Annotated in this window: 17 protein-coding genes and 1 tRNA gene; 8 read left to right on the top strand and 10 right to left on the bottom strand. The window is 33.0% G+C overall.

The genetic code is table 11. The annotated features are described in order from the left end of the window. Positions 1-15: 15 nt before the first annotated feature. The 6 genes from tsf to AC1RRN_RS10885 all read right to left on the bottom strand — a co-directional run bounded on the left by tsf (position 16) and on the right by AC1RRN_RS10885 (position 4,689). Positions 16-978, bottom strand: coding sequence for a translation elongation factor Ts (gene tsf, locus AC1RRN_RS10910; protein WP_492967332.1), 963 nt, complete (start codon positions 976-978; stop codon positions 16-18). 135 nt (positions 979-1,113) lie between these two features. Continuing rightward, positions 1,114-1,893 carry a 30S ribosomal protein S2 gene (gene rpsB / locus AC1RRN_RS10905; protein ID WP_155101233.1) on the bottom strand — a complete coding sequence of 260 codons (780 nt, stop codon included), beginning with the start codon at positions 1,891-1,893 and terminating at the stop codon, positions 1,114-1,116. A gap of 176 nt (positions 1,894-2,069) precedes the next feature. Next, complete coding sequence (rpsI, locus tag AC1RRN_RS10900; RefSeq protein ID WP_007808909.1) at positions 2,070-2,456, bottom strand: 30S ribosomal protein S9; 387 nt, start codon at positions 2,454-2,456, stop codon at positions 2,070-2,072. Beyond that, complete coding sequence (gene rplM / locus AC1RRN_RS10895; RefSeq protein WP_026983738.1) at positions 2,456-2,911, bottom strand: 50S ribosomal protein L13; 456 nt, start codon at positions 2,909-2,911, stop codon at positions 2,456-2,458. Before rplM ends, rpsI begins: the two co-directional genes overlap by 1 nt. A gap of 192 nt (positions 2,912-3,103) precedes the next feature. Next, on the bottom strand, positions 3,104-3,916 hold the full coding sequence (locus AC1RRN_RS10890; RefSeq protein WP_492967331.1) for a ferritin-like domain-containing protein: 813 nt from the start codon (positions 3,914-3,916) through the stop codon (positions 3,104-3,106). 26 nt (positions 3,917-3,942) lie between these two features. After that, complete coding sequence (locus tag AC1RRN_RS10885) at positions 3,943-4,689, bottom strand: ferritin-like domain-containing protein (protein ID WP_492967330.1); 747 nt, start codon at positions 4,687-4,689, stop codon at positions 3,943-3,945. A 193-nt stretch (positions 4,690-4,882) separates the two neighbouring features. Here AC1RRN_RS10885 and AC1RRN_RS10880 point away from each other — a divergent pair, with 193 nt between their 5' ends. Beyond that, on the top strand, positions 4,883-5,908 hold the full coding sequence (locus tag AC1RRN_RS10880; RefSeq protein WP_492967329.1) for a LacI family DNA-binding transcriptional regulator: 1,026 nt from the start codon (positions 4,883-4,885) through the stop codon (positions 5,906-5,908). Between the two features lie 37 nt (positions 5,909-5,945). On the opposite strand, the gene AC1RRN_RS10875 is transcribed toward AC1RRN_RS10880, so the two are convergent. Continuing rightward, positions 5,946-6,335, bottom strand: coding sequence for a hypothetical protein (locus tag AC1RRN_RS10875; protein ID WP_492967328.1), 390 nt, complete (start codon positions 6,333-6,335; stop codon positions 5,946-5,948). Between the two features lie 27 nt (positions 6,336-6,362). Next, positions 6,363-9,215, bottom strand: a complete 2,853-nt coding sequence (gene polA / locus AC1RRN_RS10870; protein WP_492967327.1) for a DNA polymerase I — start codon at positions 9,213-9,215, stop codon at positions 6,363-6,365. Between the two features lie 357 nt (positions 9,216-9,572). On the opposite strand from polA, the gene AC1RRN_RS10865 reads away from it, so the two are divergent. The 6 genes from AC1RRN_RS10865 to AC1RRN_RS10840 all read left to right on the top strand — a co-directional run bounded on the left by AC1RRN_RS10865 (position 9,573) and on the right by AC1RRN_RS10840 (position 14,085). After that, positions 9,573-9,806, top strand: a complete 234-nt coding sequence (locus tag AC1RRN_RS10865) for a hypothetical protein (RefSeq protein WP_492967326.1) — start codon at positions 9,573-9,575, stop codon at positions 9,804-9,806. A 185-nt stretch (positions 9,807-9,991) separates the two neighbouring features. Then, the gene (locus AC1RRN_RS10860) at positions 9,992-10,666 is read left to right on the top strand and encodes a response regulator transcription factor (protein WP_492967325.1); all 675 of its coding nucleotides are present in this window, start codon (positions 9,992-9,994) and stop codon (positions 10,664-10,666) included. A 10-nt stretch (positions 10,667-10,676) separates the two neighbouring features. After that, positions 10,677-12,014 carry a sensor histidine kinase gene (locus tag AC1RRN_RS10855; protein WP_492967324.1) on the top strand — a complete coding sequence of 446 codons (1,338 nt, stop codon included), beginning with the start codon at positions 10,677-10,679 and terminating at the stop codon, positions 12,012-12,014. Between the two features lie 102 nt (positions 12,015-12,116). Beyond that, positions 12,117-12,299, top strand: a complete 183-nt coding sequence (locus AC1RRN_RS10850; protein WP_492967323.1) for a hypothetical protein — start codon at positions 12,117-12,119, stop codon at positions 12,297-12,299. A gap of 177 nt (positions 12,300-12,476) precedes the next feature. After that, positions 12,477-13,712 (top strand): metallophosphoesterase, encoded by a 1,236-nt coding sequence (locus AC1RRN_RS10845; RefSeq protein ID WP_492967322.1) that lies wholly within the window; start codon positions 12,477-12,479, stop codon positions 13,710-13,712. Between the two features lie 70 nt (positions 13,713-13,782). Continuing rightward, positions 13,783-14,085 (top strand): thioredoxin family protein, encoded by a 303-nt coding sequence (locus tag AC1RRN_RS10840; RefSeq protein WP_492967321.1) that lies wholly within the window; start codon positions 13,783-13,785, stop codon positions 14,083-14,085. A gap of 29 nt (positions 14,086-14,114) precedes the next feature. Here AC1RRN_RS10840 and AC1RRN_RS10835 read toward each other — a convergent pair whose 3' ends face one another. Both AC1RRN_RS10835 and AC1RRN_RS10830 read right to left on the bottom strand, forming a co-directional pair. Next, entirely contained in the window at positions 14,115-14,753 is a 639-nt protein-coding gene (locus tag AC1RRN_RS10835) for a polysaccharide deacetylase family protein (protein WP_492967320.1), read from the bottom strand. Between the two features lie 96 nt (positions 14,754-14,849). Continuing rightward, a complete protein-coding gene (locus AC1RRN_RS10830; RefSeq protein ID WP_492967319.1) occupies positions 14,850-18,131 on the bottom strand; it encodes a glycosyltransferase family 117 protein in 3,282 nt (1,093 codons plus the stop codon). 245 nt (positions 18,132-18,376) lie between these two features. Here AC1RRN_RS10830 and AC1RRN_RS10825 point away from each other — a divergent pair. Beyond that, a tRNA-Gln gene (locus AC1RRN_RS10825) sits at positions 18,377-18,447 on the top strand. Positions 18,448-18,608: the final 161 nt, after the last annotated feature.

Genomic DNA, 18,608 nt, shown 5'->3' with positions numbered 1-18,608 from the left:
TGAAATAATAATATATTAACCTAAAGTAACTCTTTTGAAACCTGTGATTTCAACATTGTATCCTTTAACATAATCGCCAACTTTTTTACTGTCATCTTTGATGAAGTTTTGGTCAAGTAAAGCTTTTTCCTGATCTAAAGTTGTATTGTCAGAGATGAAACGTTGAACTTTTCCTGGGATGATTTTGTCCCAAATTTGCTCTGGTTTACCTTCAGCTTTTAATTCAGCTTTAGCATCTTCTTCAGCTTGTTTTAAAACTTCTTCAGTCAATTGAGAGTAAGAAATATATTTAGGAACATTTTTTAAAGTTTTCCCTAAACGTTTTGCTTCTTCATTATCCTTTTCGATTACAGCAATACGAGCAGCAAGTTCAGATTCAACGAAAGCAGGATCAAAATCTTTGTAAGATAATGTATCAGCTCCCATAGAAGCAACTTGCATAGAAACATCTTTAGTTAAAACGTCAGCATTAGGAATTGCAGCAGAAATTGCAGTTAATGCAGCAATTTTGTTAACGTGAACATATGATCCAACGAAAGCACCTTCTAAAATTTCAAAACCACCGATTTCGATTTTTTCACCGATAACACCAGTTTGCTCGATTAATTTTTCAGCAACAGTAATTCCGTTGAAATCTGAAGCTAAAAATTCTTCTTTAGAAGAGAAGTTAATAGCTCTTTCTACTAATTCTTTAGCCAAAGTTACGAAAGCCTCATTTTTACCTACGAAATCAGTTTCGCAGTTTAAAGTGATGATAGCTCCTTTAGTATTGTCAGCATTGATAAAAGAAACAGCAGCTCCTTCAGAAGACTCACGGTCAGAACGGTTAGCAGCAACTTTTTGTCCTTTTTCTCTAAGGTTTTGTATAGCTTTATCGAAATCTCCATCAGCTTCAACTAAAGCTTTTTTACAGTCCATCATTCCGGCACCTGTAGTTTGTCTTAATTTATTTACGTCTGCAGCAGTAATTGTTGCCATAATATTTTGAATTTTAATGTTAAAAGTAAAAATTCCATCTTTTAAATTCCAAATTCCAATTTTAATAAATTATCAACATAACGTTTTTAATTATTCTTGGATTTTGGAACTTAAAATTTGGAATTTAAATTTGATTTATTCTTCAGTTGCAGGAGCAGCTTCAGCAGCTGGTGCAGCTTCAACAGCAGCAGCAACTTCTTCAGTAGCTTCAGTTTCTTTTTCAGAACCTCTGTCAGAAAGACCTTCGATTACAGCAGCAGTTACTAAAGATAAAATTTTGTCAATTGATTTAGAAGCATCATCATTTGCAGGAATAACGTAATCAACCTCTCTTGGGTCAGAATTCGTATCAACCATTGCGAAAACTGGAATGTTTAATTTTTGTGCTTCTTTTATTGCGATGTGTTCAGCTTTGATATCTACTACGAACAATGCTGCAGGTAGTCTAGACATATCAGCAATTGAACCTAAGTTTTTCTCCAATTTAGCACGTAGACGATCAACTTGCAAACGCTCTTTTTTAGATAACGTCATGAAAGTACCATCTTTCTTCATTTTATCAATAGATGACATTTTTTTAACTGCCTTTCTGATAGTTACGAAGTTAGTTAGCATTCCACCAGGCCATCTTTCAGTGATGTAAGGCATGTTTGCAGCCTTTGCTTTATCAGCAACGATGTCTTTTGCTTGTTTTTTGGTAGCTACGAATAAGATTTTTCTACCTGATGCAGCGATTTTTTTCAAAGCTTCGTTAGCTTCTTCAATTTTTGCTGCAGTTTTATATAGATTGATAATGTGAATACCATTACGCTCCATATAAATGTAAGGAGCCATGTTTGGATCCCATTTTCTAGTCATGTGTCCGAAGTGAACACCTGCTTCTAGTAAGTCTTTTACTTCTATTTTGTTTGCCATTTTTGTACTAGTTTACGTTCTGTTGATTAGCAATGTATAAATGGCGGTTTCCCAGGCTTTATACATTTAGATGCTAAACTATTTCCTACCTCGATAGGAGAGCAACAACAACTGTGTTTTTTAATTTCAATAAATAATTGATCATGTCTTGTACCATATGTACAAGACAGGTAATATTAACGTTTAGAGAATTGGAATCTCTTACGAGCTTTCTTCTGACCGAATTTCTTACGTTCAACCATTCTTGGATCTCTTGTTAATAAACCTTCTGGTTTAAGGATAGCTCTGTTTTCAGCATTTACTTCACACATAACGCGTGCCAATGCCATTCTTACAGCTTCTGCCTGACCAGTTGAACCACCTCCGTAAACGTTTACTTTTACGTCAAAGTTGTTTACATTTTCTGTCATAGACATTGGTTGTAAAACTTTGTATTGTAAAGTTGCAGTTGGAAAGTAAGTTGCGAATTCTTTTTTGTTTACAGTGATTTTTCCTGTTCCTTCAGAAACATATACACGTGCAACAGCGGTTTTTCTTCTACCGATTTTGTGAATAACTCCCATTACTTAAGATCGTTTAGGTTAACAGTTCTAGGTTTTTGAGCTCCGTGAGTATGCTCAGCACCTACAACAACATTTAGATTTCTAAAAAGTTCAGCTCCTAATTTGTTTTTAGGTAACATTCCTTTTACAGCTTTTTCTACTAATAATGCAGGGTTTTTAGATTGCAATACTTTAGCAGTTAAAGTTCTTTGTCCTCCTGGGTAACCTGTATGACGCATGTAAATTTTGTCATTCATTTTTGTACCTGTAAGGTTAATTTTTTCTGAGTTGATAACAATTACGTTATCTCCACAGTCAACGTGTGGTGTGTAACTTGGTTTGTACTTACCTCTTAAGATCATCGCAACCTTTGAAGCAAGACGACCTAAGTTATGACCTTCAGCGTCAACAACAATCCACTCTTTAGTTACAGTGGCTTTGCTAGCTGAAATTGTCTTGTAGCTTAATGCGTCCATAATATTATTTTAATTAAACATTCCATCCCCAATAAAGGGGATGCAAAAGTACAATTAATTATTTTAAAACCAAATACCTGAAAAGAATATTTTATATACTGAAAATCAGGCATTCAGTTTTTTATTTAAAACAATAAAAAAAACCGCCCTCACAATAACGCGAGGGCGGTTCAAAATTAAGTTTATTTTTGACTAAACAATAAACAAATTTGCGATATCTACAACTTGTTGTGTTGTAAGTGGCTCGTCGTAAGCTTCTGATCCTGCGGCGGCTCCAAATAAACTGGCAGTATTATAGCCAGCCTGCATGGTAACGCCTTCGCCATCATATACGGCTTGTGTGGCTGCAGGCATTCCGGCGCCTCTTTCTGCATTTGAAATCCAGCCTTTCAGTCCACGTAATCTTCTTACTTCTGAAGCATGTCTCGCTTCAACAGAATGAATTTGTAGCGCTGCAGTTAATAAATCCGGAGTTGAAATTAAATTCGCCGCCTGACCTTTGTAAGCTCTGACACCTGTATCTTCAAAGGCTTGTGCCAATGCTAAAAAGGTTGGGTAATCTCCAAAAGGATTAAATGCACCACCTACGGTAAAATCAAAAGTAGGTTTCGGAACAAAATTAGCACTCATCGTTCCGCCCAGTCCTGCAATTAAGAATTTTACGTGATCTGATTCGTGTGCAGCAATTTGTTGAAAAACCTTTCTGTCACGTCCGCCGTTTTCAGATGCCGGAATGACTCCTGAATCTAGCGCCATGGCATAAAATTCATTTTCAAGATATTCTAAGGTTAATGCAAATTGCAAAGCTCCAATAGGAGTTGCCGGTGTTGCAGTAATGTCTTTTGCTAATGCTTTATTAGCTAAGGCCGATAATCCGAATGGAATAGAAGCCATTGCCAGATTTTTTCCAATATTCCCAAACTGATTAAAACTGTCTCTTCTTGAGCCAGTGCTTCTCATTAAACTATCGTCAGTGAAGGTTTCTATAAATTTTAAGATATTCATAATTTCTAATTTTTAGCTAGTTAGGATTAAGGTAAATATTTGGCAGTAAATTTTGTAGTAATGAAACCTCCGGCAATTGGTAAAATTTTAGAAGGATCGCTTGCAACGTCTAAACCTGTAGAAGTATTTACAATATCATCACCCGCAAAATCATTAGAATTTGGATTAATCAAACTTCTTATTGCTGAAGCATGTCTGGCTTCTACCGAAACAATTTTTCCGGCCAATAATAAATAGTCGGCACTTTTAATCAGTTTTCCGGCTCCGTTATAGGCGGCAACTCCGGTATCTTCCAAAGCTTTTGCTGTAGCAAGAACTTCAGTACGGCTATTGAAATTTAGAGAGCCATAATTAAAAGCCAATGAAGGAAGTAATTGTGAACTTGGATCAGGAAGTGCTCCGGTTAAAGCGGCTTTAAAAAAATCTCTGTGAATTACTTCATGATGATATAAATCAGTTAGAACTTGTTTTTCAATAGTGTTAAAAGTGGTATTGAAATTTGAGGCATTTACAACCTTAGTATAAAAATCAGCTTCTAATTGTTCTAAAGCATATGCATATGTCAAAACTCCAAAATCTCCAGAGCCTAAATCAAATACACCATTTTTTATTCCAGGCAGGGTATTGTCCTGCATATTATCTTCATTATCATTGTCGCTGCAGCCAGCTAAAACCAAACCTGCGCCAACTAGTGTTAAGCCGCTGAGCTTTAGAAAGCTTCTTCTGTTATTCAGTGAAGGGTCAACTTCATGAATTTTAACTTCGTTTTTCATAATCAAGGTCTTTTAAAAGGTTAATAACATATATTAAGGTATTAACGAGATTTTTGTAAGTGCGGTTTTGAGAAATGGAGTTATTTTTGTTTTATTTCGGAAAGGCCTTATATTTTTAAATACTGGTGGGTGTTTTTTGTTTTATTTTAGGTAATTCTACTATATTTGTATTAATTACATAAAATATTAATAGATGAAAGCTAAAGCAACTCTAAAACAAATTGCGAAAGAACTTGGTGTTTCTGTATCTACGGTGTCTAAGGCGCTAAATGATAGTCCGGAAATTAGTGAGCAAACGAAGGTGAAGATTAAGGAGTATGCCAAACTCAAAAATTATAAGCCTAATGTTATTGGTCTGAATCTGAAAAATCGAAAAACCAAAACAATCGGTGTAATTATACCTAATATATTAAATTCCTTTTTTGCAAAGGTTTTTAGTGGTATCGAAAAAGTAGCCGATAAAAAAGGATATAATGTAATTACCTGTATTTCTAATGAATCTTTAGAGAAAGAAATTCACACGCTTGAAATGCTGAGCAACGGAACAATTGACGGATTTATTCTTTCAGTTTCTGAGGAAGCTCAAAAATTACAAGATTACAGTCATTTCTCTGCTATTATTAATGACGGAACTCCAATTGTAATGTTTGACCGAATTGCAGATGAAGTAGAATGTGATAAAGTTGTAGTTGATGATTTTGATTCAGCTTTAAATTCAACACAGCATTTAATCAATTTAGGATGTAAAAATATTGCTCTAATTTCTTCAGTAGATAATTTAAGTGTTGGAAAATTAAGAGCTGACGGATATTTGAAAGCTTTGGCTGATAATAATATTCCGGTAAACGAAAAAATCATTCTTCGTACCGATTCTGAAGATGATATGAAGAGTAAAATTGATGCGATTTTTGATAATAAAATTGATGCGATTTTTGCTTTGGATGAAAATGATTCAGTTGCCGCTTTAAGAGTGAGTTTAAAAAAGGGATACAAAGTTCCGGAAGATATTTCGATAATAGGTTTTGCTGACGGAATTTTAGCTTCAAGACGTTTGTCTCCAAGTTTAACAACTGTAAGTCAACACGGAATTGAAATTGGAGAAGTTGCAGCCAAAAAACTAATAGAAAGACTGGAAGAATCTGAAGATGAAACCTCAGATTATGAAACTATCGTTATCAAAACAAAATTGAAAGAACGAGAGTCGACAAGAAAAGTATAGTAAAAAAAATCCATCAGCCGCGGCAGATGGATTTTTTTTAGTTTTCCTGAATGAATTTTATTAAGTAGACAAAAAGAATCACAATTAAAAGAGTAATTCTAAAGGTCTTTTGTTGTTTTGCTTTTAAGATGTAGCCGTCTTTTTTTAACTCCCAAGTAAATAGTAATTCAAATAAGGTACTTCTTGGAGTTAAAATAAAATCCAAAATATGATAACTTTTATTTGCCTTTTTTAATCTTTCTACTTCCTCTTTTTCATTTGCTGATTTGATTGCATTCTCTATTTCCGAAGTATCTACATTTCTATTTGCCAATTCATATTTGGCAAGATAAAGAGCATCACGGTTCCATTTCTTTGGAGAACCAACAATATTTAAAAGCTCTTGAGTGGTTCTGCTTTTTATTGGGGGCTTAAAATTGTCTATCATTCATTATGAATTAAAATCTAAAATTATTTAATGCGCCGCCAACCAATCAGCACCCAAACCAAGTTCCACATCTAAGGGAACGCTCATCATAAAAGCATTTTCCATTTCGTGTTTGATCATTGGTTGGATTTTTTCTAATTCGTCGTTGTGCACATCAAACACAAGCTCATCATGAACCTGAAGCAACATTTTAGATTTCCAGTTTTCTTCTGTTAGTTTTTTATGAATATTGATCATTGCAATTTTAATGACATCGGCAGCACTTCCCTGAATTGGTGCGTTAACAGCATTTCGTTCAGCAGCACTTCGAACTACAGCATTTGCCGAGTTTATATCTTTTAAATAACGACGTCGACCTAAAATCGTTTGTACGTATCCTTTTTCGCGTGCAAATTCAATTTGTTCACTGATATAAGATTTTAATCTAGGGTATGTTTTGTAATACGCTTCAATTAAAGCAGCACTTTCACTACGAGATAATGAAGTTTGATTGCTTAATCCGAAAGCAGAAACGCCATATATAATTCCGAAGTTTACTGTTTTTGCATTACTTCTTTGTTCGCGAGAAACTTCTTCTAAAGGAACATTGAAAACTTTAGCAGCAGTTGCTTTGTGAATATCTTCTCCGTCCTGAAAAGCCTTAATCATATTTTCTTCACCACTTAAAGCAGCAATAATTCTTAATTCTATCTGAGAGTAATCGGCAGAGATTAAAGTATGGTTTTCATCACGTGCAACGAAAGCTTTACGAATCTGACGGCCTCTTTCTGTACGAATCGGAATATTTTGTAAGTTCGGATTATTAGAACTCAAACGTCCGGTTGCAGCAACAGTCTGCATATAATCGGTATGAACGCGTAATGTTTTTTTGTCTACTTGTTCTGGCAAAGCCAAAATGTAAGTACTTTGTAATTTTACCATTTGGCGCCAATCCAGAATTTCTTTTATAATTGGATTGTCATTGGCTAAATACGTTAAAACATCTTCACCAGTCGCATATTGACCCGTTTTGGTTTTCTTTTGTTTCGCCCCGCCAATTTTCATTTTATCAAATAAAATGTCTCCTAATTGTTTTGGAGAAGCCAAATTGAATTTCTCACCGGCAGTTTCGTATATTTTTTGTTCCAAAGATTTAATTTCAACCTCCATTTCAGTTGACATTTGCTTCAGAAAATCAACATCTAGACGAATTCCTTCAGTTTCCATAGCGGCCAAAACAGTTACTAACGGAATTTCGATTTCATCAAATAACTTTTTGGTTTCTGTTTTATCTAATTCTGTTGTGAAGAGTTCTTTTAATTGAAAAGTAACATCAGCATCTTCAGCAGCATATTCCTTGATATCTTCAAGGGCAACATCGCGCATTGTAATTTGATTTTTACCTTTTTTACCAATTAAAGTTTCAATTGATTTTGGAGAATATTTTAAATACGTTTCAGATAAAATATCCATATTATGACGCATATCCGGATTAATAAGATAATGCGCAATCATTGTGTCAAAAAGTTTTCCTTTTACATTAATGCCATAATTAGAAAGGATTTTTAAATCGTATTTTAAATTCTGGCCAATTTTTTCGATGTTTTCATTCTCGAAAAAAGGTCTGAATTTTTCAATTAAGGTATGGGCTTCTTCCTGATTTTCCGGAAATGGAACATAATACCCTTTTCCTTTTTCATAAGAAAATGAAATACCAACCAATTCCGCATGCAAAGCATCTAAACCAGTAGTTTCAGTGTCAAAACAAACTTCAGTCTGTTTTTGTAAATTCTGCAAAAGCAATTTAATTCCTAAATCACCTTCAATAGCCTGATAGGAGTGAGGTGTGTTTTCTAAAGTATTATAAAATGAAGTTCTTTCAGTTTCAGAATTCTCATCAGAAGTTCCCCCGCCTCCAAACAGATCAAATTGGTCTTCATTTTTAGGTTGTGGTTTTTTGTATAATTTAGCATCAGAAGCTGGAGTTGATGAAGTTGCTAATTCATTTCCGCCACCAATTTTAAATAAATTATCAAATTGTTCTGCCATTCTTCTGAATTCTAATTCCTGAAAAATAGCATCAGTTTTTTCAATATCAGGACGTGAAAGTTCGTAGTCATCTTCATTAAAAACAACATCACAATCACAAATAATAGTAGCCAGTTTTTTAGATAAAATCCCTTTTTCTTTATTAGCTTCGATGTTTTCTTTCATTTTACCTTTTAGTAAATGTGTGTTTTCTAAAAGGTTTTCCATCGTACCAAATTCTTTCAGGAACTTTTTGGCTGTAACTTCACCAACACCTGGCAATCCCGGAATATTATCAACAGCATCTCCCATCATTCCAAGAAAATCGATAACCTGATCCGGTCTTTCGATTTCAAATTTTGCCAAAACTTCGGGAACACCCCAAATTTCGATACCATTCCCCATTCGGGCTGGTTTGTACATGAATATATTTTCAGAAACTAATTGCGCAAAATCCTTATCCGGAGTAACCATAAAAACTTTGTAGTTTTCTTTTTCAGCTTGTTTGGCAATAGTTCCAATTAAATCATCTGCTTCACATCCGGCCATTTCAATGATAGGAATATGCATTGCTCTTAATAAATCCTGAATGTACGGAATCGCAATCTTAATCGCCTCAGGCGTAGCATCACGATTGGCTTTATAGTCAGAATACATTTCGGTTCTGACTTGGCTTCCTTCTTTATCAAAAGCAACGGCCAAATGATCTGGTTTTTCACGTTTAATAACATCCAAAAGCGAATTCATGAATCCCATGATTGCTGATGTATCCATTCCTTTTGAGTTAATTCTCGGGTTTTTTATAAAGGCATAATAACCACGAAAAATTAGAGCGTAAGCATCGAGAAGAAAAAGACGTTTTTGAGTTGACATAAAAAAAATATTAGTCTGTAAAAATAAACAATTGGGTTCTCAAAAATCAAACTAGGAAGATTTTTTTTCCACCATATGAGTTATATAAGTTCATTTTAGTAGAGACACACTGCCGTGTGTCTTTTCAGCTCAGAAAAAATGTCATGAAACGTATTTTTTATCATCATAAAAAATATATTAGGTCTGGATTCTGCAAAATTGATTAATGAACTGATATAACTTATATGGTGAAAAATATTTAAATAGTTAATATCAAGTTAAAGTATTCAGTCTGATGTAATTCTTCATTTTTCCTTCATTTTGCAGAGGTACTTTTGATCTGTAAAATAAAAAGTATTAATTTAAACTTTAGAAATCATGAGAAATTTATTGATGTTACTAGTGGCAGTTTTAGGAACAAGTGTAATGGTACATGCATTTCCGCCTGCTGTAAAAGTTGGTCCTGCAAAAGAAGTAAAAGAGCTTCCTGCAAAAGAAGTAAAAGCAACAAAACATCCTAAAAACAAAACGGATAAAAAAGCAAAATCAGCAAAAACAGAAACTCCGAAAGCAGAAACTCCGAAAGCAGAAACTCCGAAAGTGAAAAAATAAGTATTGCTTTTGTTTTGTTTTCGAAGAATTTTAAAGGAAACAAAACAGGAATAATGGTTATGGAATGTGGATGAGAAAGCTGATGAAGAAATTTGTCAGCTTTTTTTGATTCGTTAATTTTTTAATAATACGCAACAACACTTTTTTTTATTGCTTAAATTTAGTTGCGCTTAAACGCTGTTTTTATGAATATTTTAATTGTTGAAGATAATAAAGAACTTGCTGTAGAGGTTTATGATTTTTTGTGTAATGTTGGTTACATATGCAAAATAGCAAATAATTGCAGTGACGCTCTTGAAGAAGTAAGTAGTAACGATTACGATGCGATGCTGCTGGATCTTGGTTTGCCTGACGGAGATGGTTTTGATGTTTTGAAAACTATTCGTAAAACCAAATCTAAAATGGCTGTAATTGTTTTGACAGCGCGTGGTGAATTAGATGACAGAATAAATGGTCTTCATTTGGGTGCCGATGATTATTTGACAAAACCATTTGCCCTGACCGAATTAAGTGCAAGATTGTTTGCGGTTATTCGAAGAATTCATAGTTTTACTTTGAACAATTTAGAAGTGCACGGGTTTTTATTACAGCTGCAGGATTATAAAGTGACTTATGATCAGATCCCTATTAATCTAACGAAAAAAGAATTTGATATTTTTCAATATCTTGTTTTGAATAAAGGTCGCGTAATTACCCGATTGCAATTAACGGAACATATATGGGGAGATATTCTGGAGGTTAATTCGGATTCAAATTTTATTGATGTTCATGTTCGAAATCTTCGAAAAAAACTGGATAAACATACTTCAATAGACTGGTTTGAAACGGTTCGAAATGTGGGTTATCGTATAAACGAGTAAATAATTTTCTGTGAAAATAAAACACCAATTAGCCATTTTTAATGCACTAACACGATTGTTGGTGATTCTTGTTTTATGGTTAATGTTGCCCATTTTAGTTGAAAATGTGGTTTACAGACACATTAATAATGGACTGGTAGAGAAAAAGAAAAAATTTATTGATCATCTAAACAAAAAAGAAATCAATGATTTTATCGAAAACTCAGATGATTCTACCGAAACGTATTCGCAGTTCTCTACCTTACACAGTGAATTTTTAGTGCTTTCTAAAATTCCTTTGAAACCAAATCAAAAGAAAACAATTTTCAGCAATGATTACCGGGTTATTGAAGGTGAAGAAAATGAATATAGAATCTTGCAATATCATTTTACTTACGAAAATCAAGGTTATCAGCTAGAAATTGGAAGTAGTTTAAGTGAAGTAAATGATCTTACTTTTATTATTCGATTGTTTATTATCATTGTATTGGTTGTTATTCTTTTAGTCACCTTTCTGGCAGATACGGTTTATATCGAATATTTACTTAAACCTTTTTATAAAATTATTGATACTAAGATCAGGCGTGTCAATGAGCCTGAAGCTTTTGACCATACTCCAATTAATGCAAGATCAAGAGACTTTCGTGAACTGGATTTGGTTTTAAATCAAATGATGGATAGAATTGCCGAGCTTTTCAAAAAAGAAAAACAATTTATATCTAATGTTTCTCATGAATTACTAACGCCAATTGCTTTACTGAAAAATAAGTTTGAAAATTTATTACAGAATGAATCTTTAGATGATAATGCATTCGATAAAATTGCTGGCGCTTTAAGAACCTTAGATATGCTAAAAAAAATCATCAATAACTTATTGTTGATTTCCAGAATCGAAAACAATCAGTACGAGTCTAATGAAAAAATCAATTTCAAAGATATCTTAAAAGATTTAGAGGAAGATTTACAAGACAGAATTGAGGACAGAGAAATTCAGTTTTCAAACAATATAAAACAGGATTTTATTTTTACAGGAAATAAAACATTGATTCATATACTGATTTATAATCTGGTAATTAATGCTATAAAGTATAACAAGACAAAAGGTAGTATAATAGTTGAAGATGGTTTTTATAACAATCATTATTTTATTACTATTAAAGATTCAGGTATTGGAATGAACGCTAGTCAAATAGAAAAGATATTCAACAGATTTGCCCGAATAAGTTCTGATCAGGACGGTCAGGGTTTAGGACTTGCTATAGCTGATAGTATTGCAGTATTTCACCATATTGAAATTAAAGTTACTTCTGAAATAAATGAAGGAACAAACTTTACACTTTTGTTTCCTGAAGTGCATTTGCATAATTAAAAGTTAAATTTTTAAAACCATCTCAATCTTCATTTTGTCTTCATTTTCGGATTATATCTTTGAGCTATAAATAATAAGATAGTAATCATAAAAACTTAAATCATGAAAAAATTATTAATGTTAGCAGCAGCTGTTTTAGGAACAACTGCAATGGTAAGCGCTCAAACAACTCCAGCTCAAACAACTCCGGCAAAAGAAGCTAAAGCTCCTAAAAAAGACAAAAAAGCAGATAAAAAAACCAAAAAAGCAGAAGCCAAGCCAGAAGCGGCAAAAGCTCAAAAATAAAAAAGCATAAGTTTATTTGTAAACTTTATTGTGGATTAAAAGGTTTTAAAAAATTTGGTAGAGAAAAAGCTGGTAGAGAAATTTACCAGCTTTTTTGTTGTTATTTGAGTTAAATTTTTGATAATAAAAAGTGATAAGATTTTCATTCTTTGTTACTTTGCTTAAAACTATACCTACATGATCCTTCGTTTTGTAATTCTTTGTGCTCTATTTCTATTTATTGAGTTTTATTCTTATCAGGCTTTTCGAACGTTAATCAAGTTAAGATGGGCTTTGATTAGTTATCAAATTATAAGCTTACTGCTTCTGGTTTTTATTATTTATTCCTTTACACAGTTTGATCGTTCTGTTGGGCAAACCAAGCAAACTATGTTTACAATGGGTTTGATGTTATTGGTTTATGTGCCTAAAATTGTATTAACGCTTATAATGTTTGGAGAAGATATTTTTAGAATAGGTGCAAGTCTTTTAAATTATTTCATGTACAATGCTCCAAGAAAAGAAATGATGCCAGATAGACGAAAGTTTGTCAGTCAAATCGCATTAGGTTTAGCGGCTGTTCCTTTTTTATCACTGATCTACGGAATTTTTGAAGGAAAATATAATTTTAAAGTATTTAAACAAACCGTCTTTTTTCCTGATTTGCCAGATGCTTTTGATGGTTTTAGAATCACTCAGATTTCAGATGTTCATAGTGGAAGTTTTGATAATCCAGATAAAATAAATTATGCGATTGATCTGATCAATGAACAAGAAGCAGATATGATTTTATTTACTGGCGATATTGTAAATACACATGCAAAAGAAATGCATCCGTGGCTGGAAACTTTTAATAGAATTAAAGAATATAAATATGGTAAGTTTTCTGTTTTAGGGAATCATGATTATGGAGAATATGTTACATGGCCGTCTGAAAAGCAAAAAGACGAAAACTTTCAGGAGATTAAAAGTCTTTATGGGAAAATAGGATTTCAACTTTTGCTAAATGAACATACCTATATTCAAAAAGGCAATGATAAAATTGCCTTAATTGGAGTAGAGAATTGGGGAGTTAATTTTAAAAAAGCCGGCGATTTAAATAAAGCATCTCAAAATGTTCATCAGGATGACTTTAAAGTTCTAATGAGTCACGACCCAAGTCATTGGGAGGCTGAAATTAAAGAACATCCTAAAAACTTTCATTTAACATTGTCAGGCCATACCCATGGAATGCAATTTGGAATAGAAATTCCGGGCTATTTTAAATGGAGTCTGGCACAATATATTTACAAACAATGGGCTGGATTGTATGAAAATGTGGGCCGATACGTTTACGTAAATCGCGGATTTGGTTTCCATGCGTACCCGGGACGAGTTGGTATCATGCCTGAAATAACAGTCATTGAACTAAAAAAAGGTAAGAATGTGGCTTAATTCGTTAAAAATGCTACATTTGTATTAATTATCTCTTTTTAATAGATTAAAAGAATTAAATTTTTGGTTTATGTCAAAATTTGGAGAACTTATAAATGCCCAAGTTCCAGTGTTAATAGACTTTTACACAGATTGGAACGAATCATCTGTATCAATGCATCCTGTTATTAAGGATGTAGCTGCTGCGCTAGGCGATAAAGCCAAAGTAATTAAAATTGATGTAGATAAAAATCAGGAACTTGCTGAAGCCTTACGTATAAAGGGACTTCCTACTTTAATGATTTATAAAGAAGGACAAATGATATGGAGACAATCAGGAGAACTTGATGCAAATACCATTATCGGAATTGTTCAGGATCAATTCAATCCGTAAATAAAACTTTCCTCTTTAGTTGGTATTGTTTAATGAATAATATCAAAAGTATATCCGTTTTCTTTTAAAAAATGCAAAGTTTTAGGTAGCGCAAATTTTAAATTATGCGATGCTTTTATACTGTCATGAAAAACGATTACACTCCCTGATTGCACATTTTTTGTTACGTTTTCAAGACATTTTTCAGGTGTAATGCTTTGGTCAAAATCAGCACTTAAAACATCCCACATCACTATTTTATATCCCAGATTTCTTAATATTTTAGATTGTGCTTTTTTAATTTTTCCGTAAGGCGGACGAAATAATAAGCCGTTCAGTCTTTTTTCATTTGATAAAATAGAAGCGCAGTGTTTTACATTCTCAATATAGTCACTTGTTTGGCTTTTCCATCCGTTTATATGGTTCATGGTGTGATTTCCAATAGAATGACCTTCTGTTATTAATCTTTCAAACAAAGACGAATTTGCATTGATGTTTTTTCCAATACAAAAGAAGGTTGCTTTTGCATCAAATTTCTTTAATTCAGATAAAACCCAATCCGTAACTTCGGGAGTTGGGCCATCATCAAAAGTGAGATATATTTTCTTTTCTTGATTTGGAATATCCCAACAATACTTAGAAAACACCCTTTTTATAAATGAATTTGTTTTTACCCAATAAAAGCTCATTTGCGAGATGATTTAGAGATATGTAAAAATAAAAAATGCAGCGCTATTTAACTAGAAGCGCTGCATTTTTTTAATCAGTATATTTTTCGTATATTATTATTCTTTTTCGCGTCCAAAACGTTCAAAAACATTTACATAAGTATTAAAAGTGACTTTATGTTTTTCGTAGAATGCTTTGTCTTTGTTATGTTCCATAACCTGTAAAAGACTTCTGTAACGCTCGATGTCAGTAATGATATCCATTGCTAAATCGGTTTGGTCACCTGGAGTCAATGTTGCATAATAATTTAAGTTCTCTTTGTATTTCTGAACTAATTTATTTAACAAGTCATGTGCTTTTGCGGTTTCTCCTACTTTGTAATATCCATTAGCAAAAGGTTCTACTAGTGAATAGTATCCAAATTTATCCACAGGTAATTTTGTCATTGCCAAATTAATTACATTTTTAGCTTTGTCTATTTTACCTTCTGCAATTAATTGATCGCTTAAACGAGATAAATTAGTGCGGTATGTAATACTGTTTCTTCTGGTTTCAGGATCGTGGTAAATTTTATCACTATCACTGTTGCCCCAATCCCATTTCATTACAATATCATACATTTTATCGGCATCAATTTGTCCCATATCCATTGGTCCGCCTTCTTTTGAAGGGACATTTCTAATCGGAACTAATTTGTAAACCATTCCGTCTAATTGTAAATAATCTTTTAGCCATAAATAATCTTCATCGTCAAAAGCACCACCGCTAAAATAGATTGGCCTTTTCCAATTGTTATTAGCTAAGATGTCAAGCATCATCAAGCGATTTTTGTAGATTGCACTTCCTTTTATATCGATATCCATATACGGAACGATAGAATCATTATATCTAGGATTAACAACTTTGTTCTTGATGATTAGATTTTTATCAACTGGAACTCTGATTTTATTAGTTGGGTAAAAATGAATTGTTTGCCCGTTTTGCAAACCAACAGTCGATTTTGGATTCTTAATAAAACTAATAAAGTCATTAATGTTCCAACGTGTATCAATTTTCTGAATATAAGCCACATAATCTAATTTGTCACCCACATATTCATCGTGGTTAAATGATATTGGTAAAGGAGCAGATTCATATGATTTTGCTTTCATTTGATCAATATACCAATCTGTCATGAATAGACTTGTATTTACAATTTTCACATCTGTTCTGATGCCTTCGATTTCTTGTGCATACCACAATGGGAAAGTATCATTGTCACCAATGGTAAATAAAATAGCATTTTTGTCGCACGAATTCAAATAAGCTTTTGCCATTGCAACTGCTGTATATTTGTTAGATCTGTCATGATCATCCCAGTTTTGAGAAGCCATTAAAATAGGTGCAGCTAATAAACTTGCGGTAATAATAATTGGTCCGGCAATTTTTGGAGCAATATATTTTTGGATGCTTTCGTATAATGAATAAACTCCAAAGCCTATCCAGATCGCAAATACATAAAATGATCCTACAAGTGCATAATCTCTTTCGCGAGGCTCAAAAGGTCTTTCGTTCAAATAAATTTTCAATGCAATACCGGTAAATAAAAACAATGCTAAAAGCACATAAAAGCTTTTAAGATCTTTATTAGCATGATACATTATTCCGATTAGTCCTAAGATAAATGGAAGGAAAAAGTAAACATTTCTTCCTTTGTTGTTTAAAACATCTGAAGGTAAATTATCCTGAGAACCCAAATGTAACGAATCAAGAGCTTTGATTCCGCTGATCCAGTTTCCGTCTAAATTATCATATTTACCTTGTTCGTCGCTTTGACGTCCTACGAAGTTCCACATTAGATATCTCCAATACATATATCCAAATTGATATTCGAACATAAAGCTGAAGTTGTCTGCAGTTGAAGGTTTTTCAATGATTAAATAATCTTTATAGCTATTTAAGAACTTAACATAACCTTCGTTGTCAATTTGTTTTTGAGCGTAAGCTTTTCTGAATTCAGAAACTGTTTTTTCAACTTCATTTCTTAATTGAGCTGTAGCTTTATTGTATTCCTCTTCACTTAATTGACTGGCATCGATTCCGTATTTCGCTAAATCATCTTCATAAGGATAATTAGGATTAATTTTAAATGCAGGAGGATTTGTAAAGCTGATATAGTTTTGAATATGTCCTGTTTCTGTACTCCACATTCTTGGCAGTATGGTTTTTTGATTGTCATCAGAATTTTGATCTGCGTTTTTATAATTGTTGGTAATGATGTATTTACCTGTTTTGTAATCTCTTTCGTAATTTGGTTTTTTATCTAAATAAGGCGTTTTTTCGTCCAGTCCTGAGAAAACTTCAGTGTATTGAGGGCCATAAAATAATGGGTTTACACCATATTGTTCACGGTTGTAATAAGCTAAAACCTCAGTTGCATCAGAAGGTTTGTTTTCATTGATTACAGTGTTGGCATTTGCACGTACAGGCAGCATTATCCAGGTTGAAAAACCAATCAGGATAAACAAAACACAAAGTATAATAGTGTTATAGAAAATTAATCCTTTTTGCTTGGTGTATTTTAATCCAAAATAGAAGAAAGCAATAAAAAGTAATGCAACAAATATAGTTCCTGAGTTAAAAGGAAGTCCCATGCTGTTTACCATAAAAACTTCAGTTTTTCCAAAGAAAGCCATGGTTAATGGTAAAAGTAATTTGAAAATAAACAACAAAATAGCAATTACAACTGCGTTTGCAATGATGAAATTTTTGATTGTAACTTTTTCGTAATGTTTAAAATAATATAGAAAACCAATTGCAGGAATGGTCAATAAAGCCATAAAGTGAACTCCAAATGAAAGCCCGACAACAAGTGAAATGATTAACAACCATTTATTTCCTTTAGGTTGATCCATATCTTGTTCCCAACGAAGACCAAGCCAGAAAAGCAATGCAATTAATAAAGATGCCATCGCATAAACTTCGGCTTCAACGGCATTAAACCAAAAACTATCAGAGAAAGTGTAGGCAAGAGCCCCAACAAATGAACTTCCTAAAATAACAATTGAATTGTTTTGGTCAATTTCTGCAAAGCGAGCTACAATTTTTTTCAAAATCATAGAAGATGACCAAAACATAAATAAAATAGTAAAGGCGCTAGAAAAAACAGACATCATATTTACCATTACCGCCACATGTTGGTTATCTATAGCAAACATGGCAAAAAAAGCTCCCATCATCTGGAATAAAGGTGCTCCGGGTGGGTGACCAACTTCTAGTTTAGCGGCTGTAGCAATATATTCGCCACAATCCCAGAAGCTCATAGTAGGTTCGACAGTCAGTGTATAAGTAGTTAAAGCGATTGCAAATGCAAACCAACCAATAATTGTATTCCATTTATTGAAATTGAATTGTGCCATATTTAGGTGTTAAAATTTTGTATGTTTTCTATCCTACAAAGAAAATGTTTTTTTGTGTAAAGAAACTAGCATTAACAAAAAATTCTACAAAACTATCTGTGAAAAGTAATTCGTTGTCTGTGAGTAGTTTCTGTTGTTGTGCGGGATTCTAAATTTAAAAAAACCTAAAAAAAAGATTTTTTTTAGTTAAAAAATTTGCACAAACTAAATAAAGCTTTAAATTTGCACTCGCTTAACAGCACTGCTGGTCTATGGTGTAATGGTAACACAACTGTTTTTGGTGCAGTCTTTCTAGGTTCGAGTCCTAGTAGACCAACATAAAAAGCCTCTCAATCGAGAGGCTTTTTTTATGCAAAAAAAAGTTTCCTGAAATTTGCGTAAACTAAATAAATTTCTAATTTTGCACTCGCTTAACAGCACTGCTGGTCTATGGTGTAATGGTAACACAACTGTTTTTGGTGCAGTCTTTCTAGGTTC

It is taken from the genome of Flavobacterium sp. GW821-FHT11G01 (assembly GCF_058808175.1).
The sequence above is the reverse complement of the archived record's forward strand: the minus strand, read 5'-3'. Positions and strand labels throughout refer to the sequence as shown.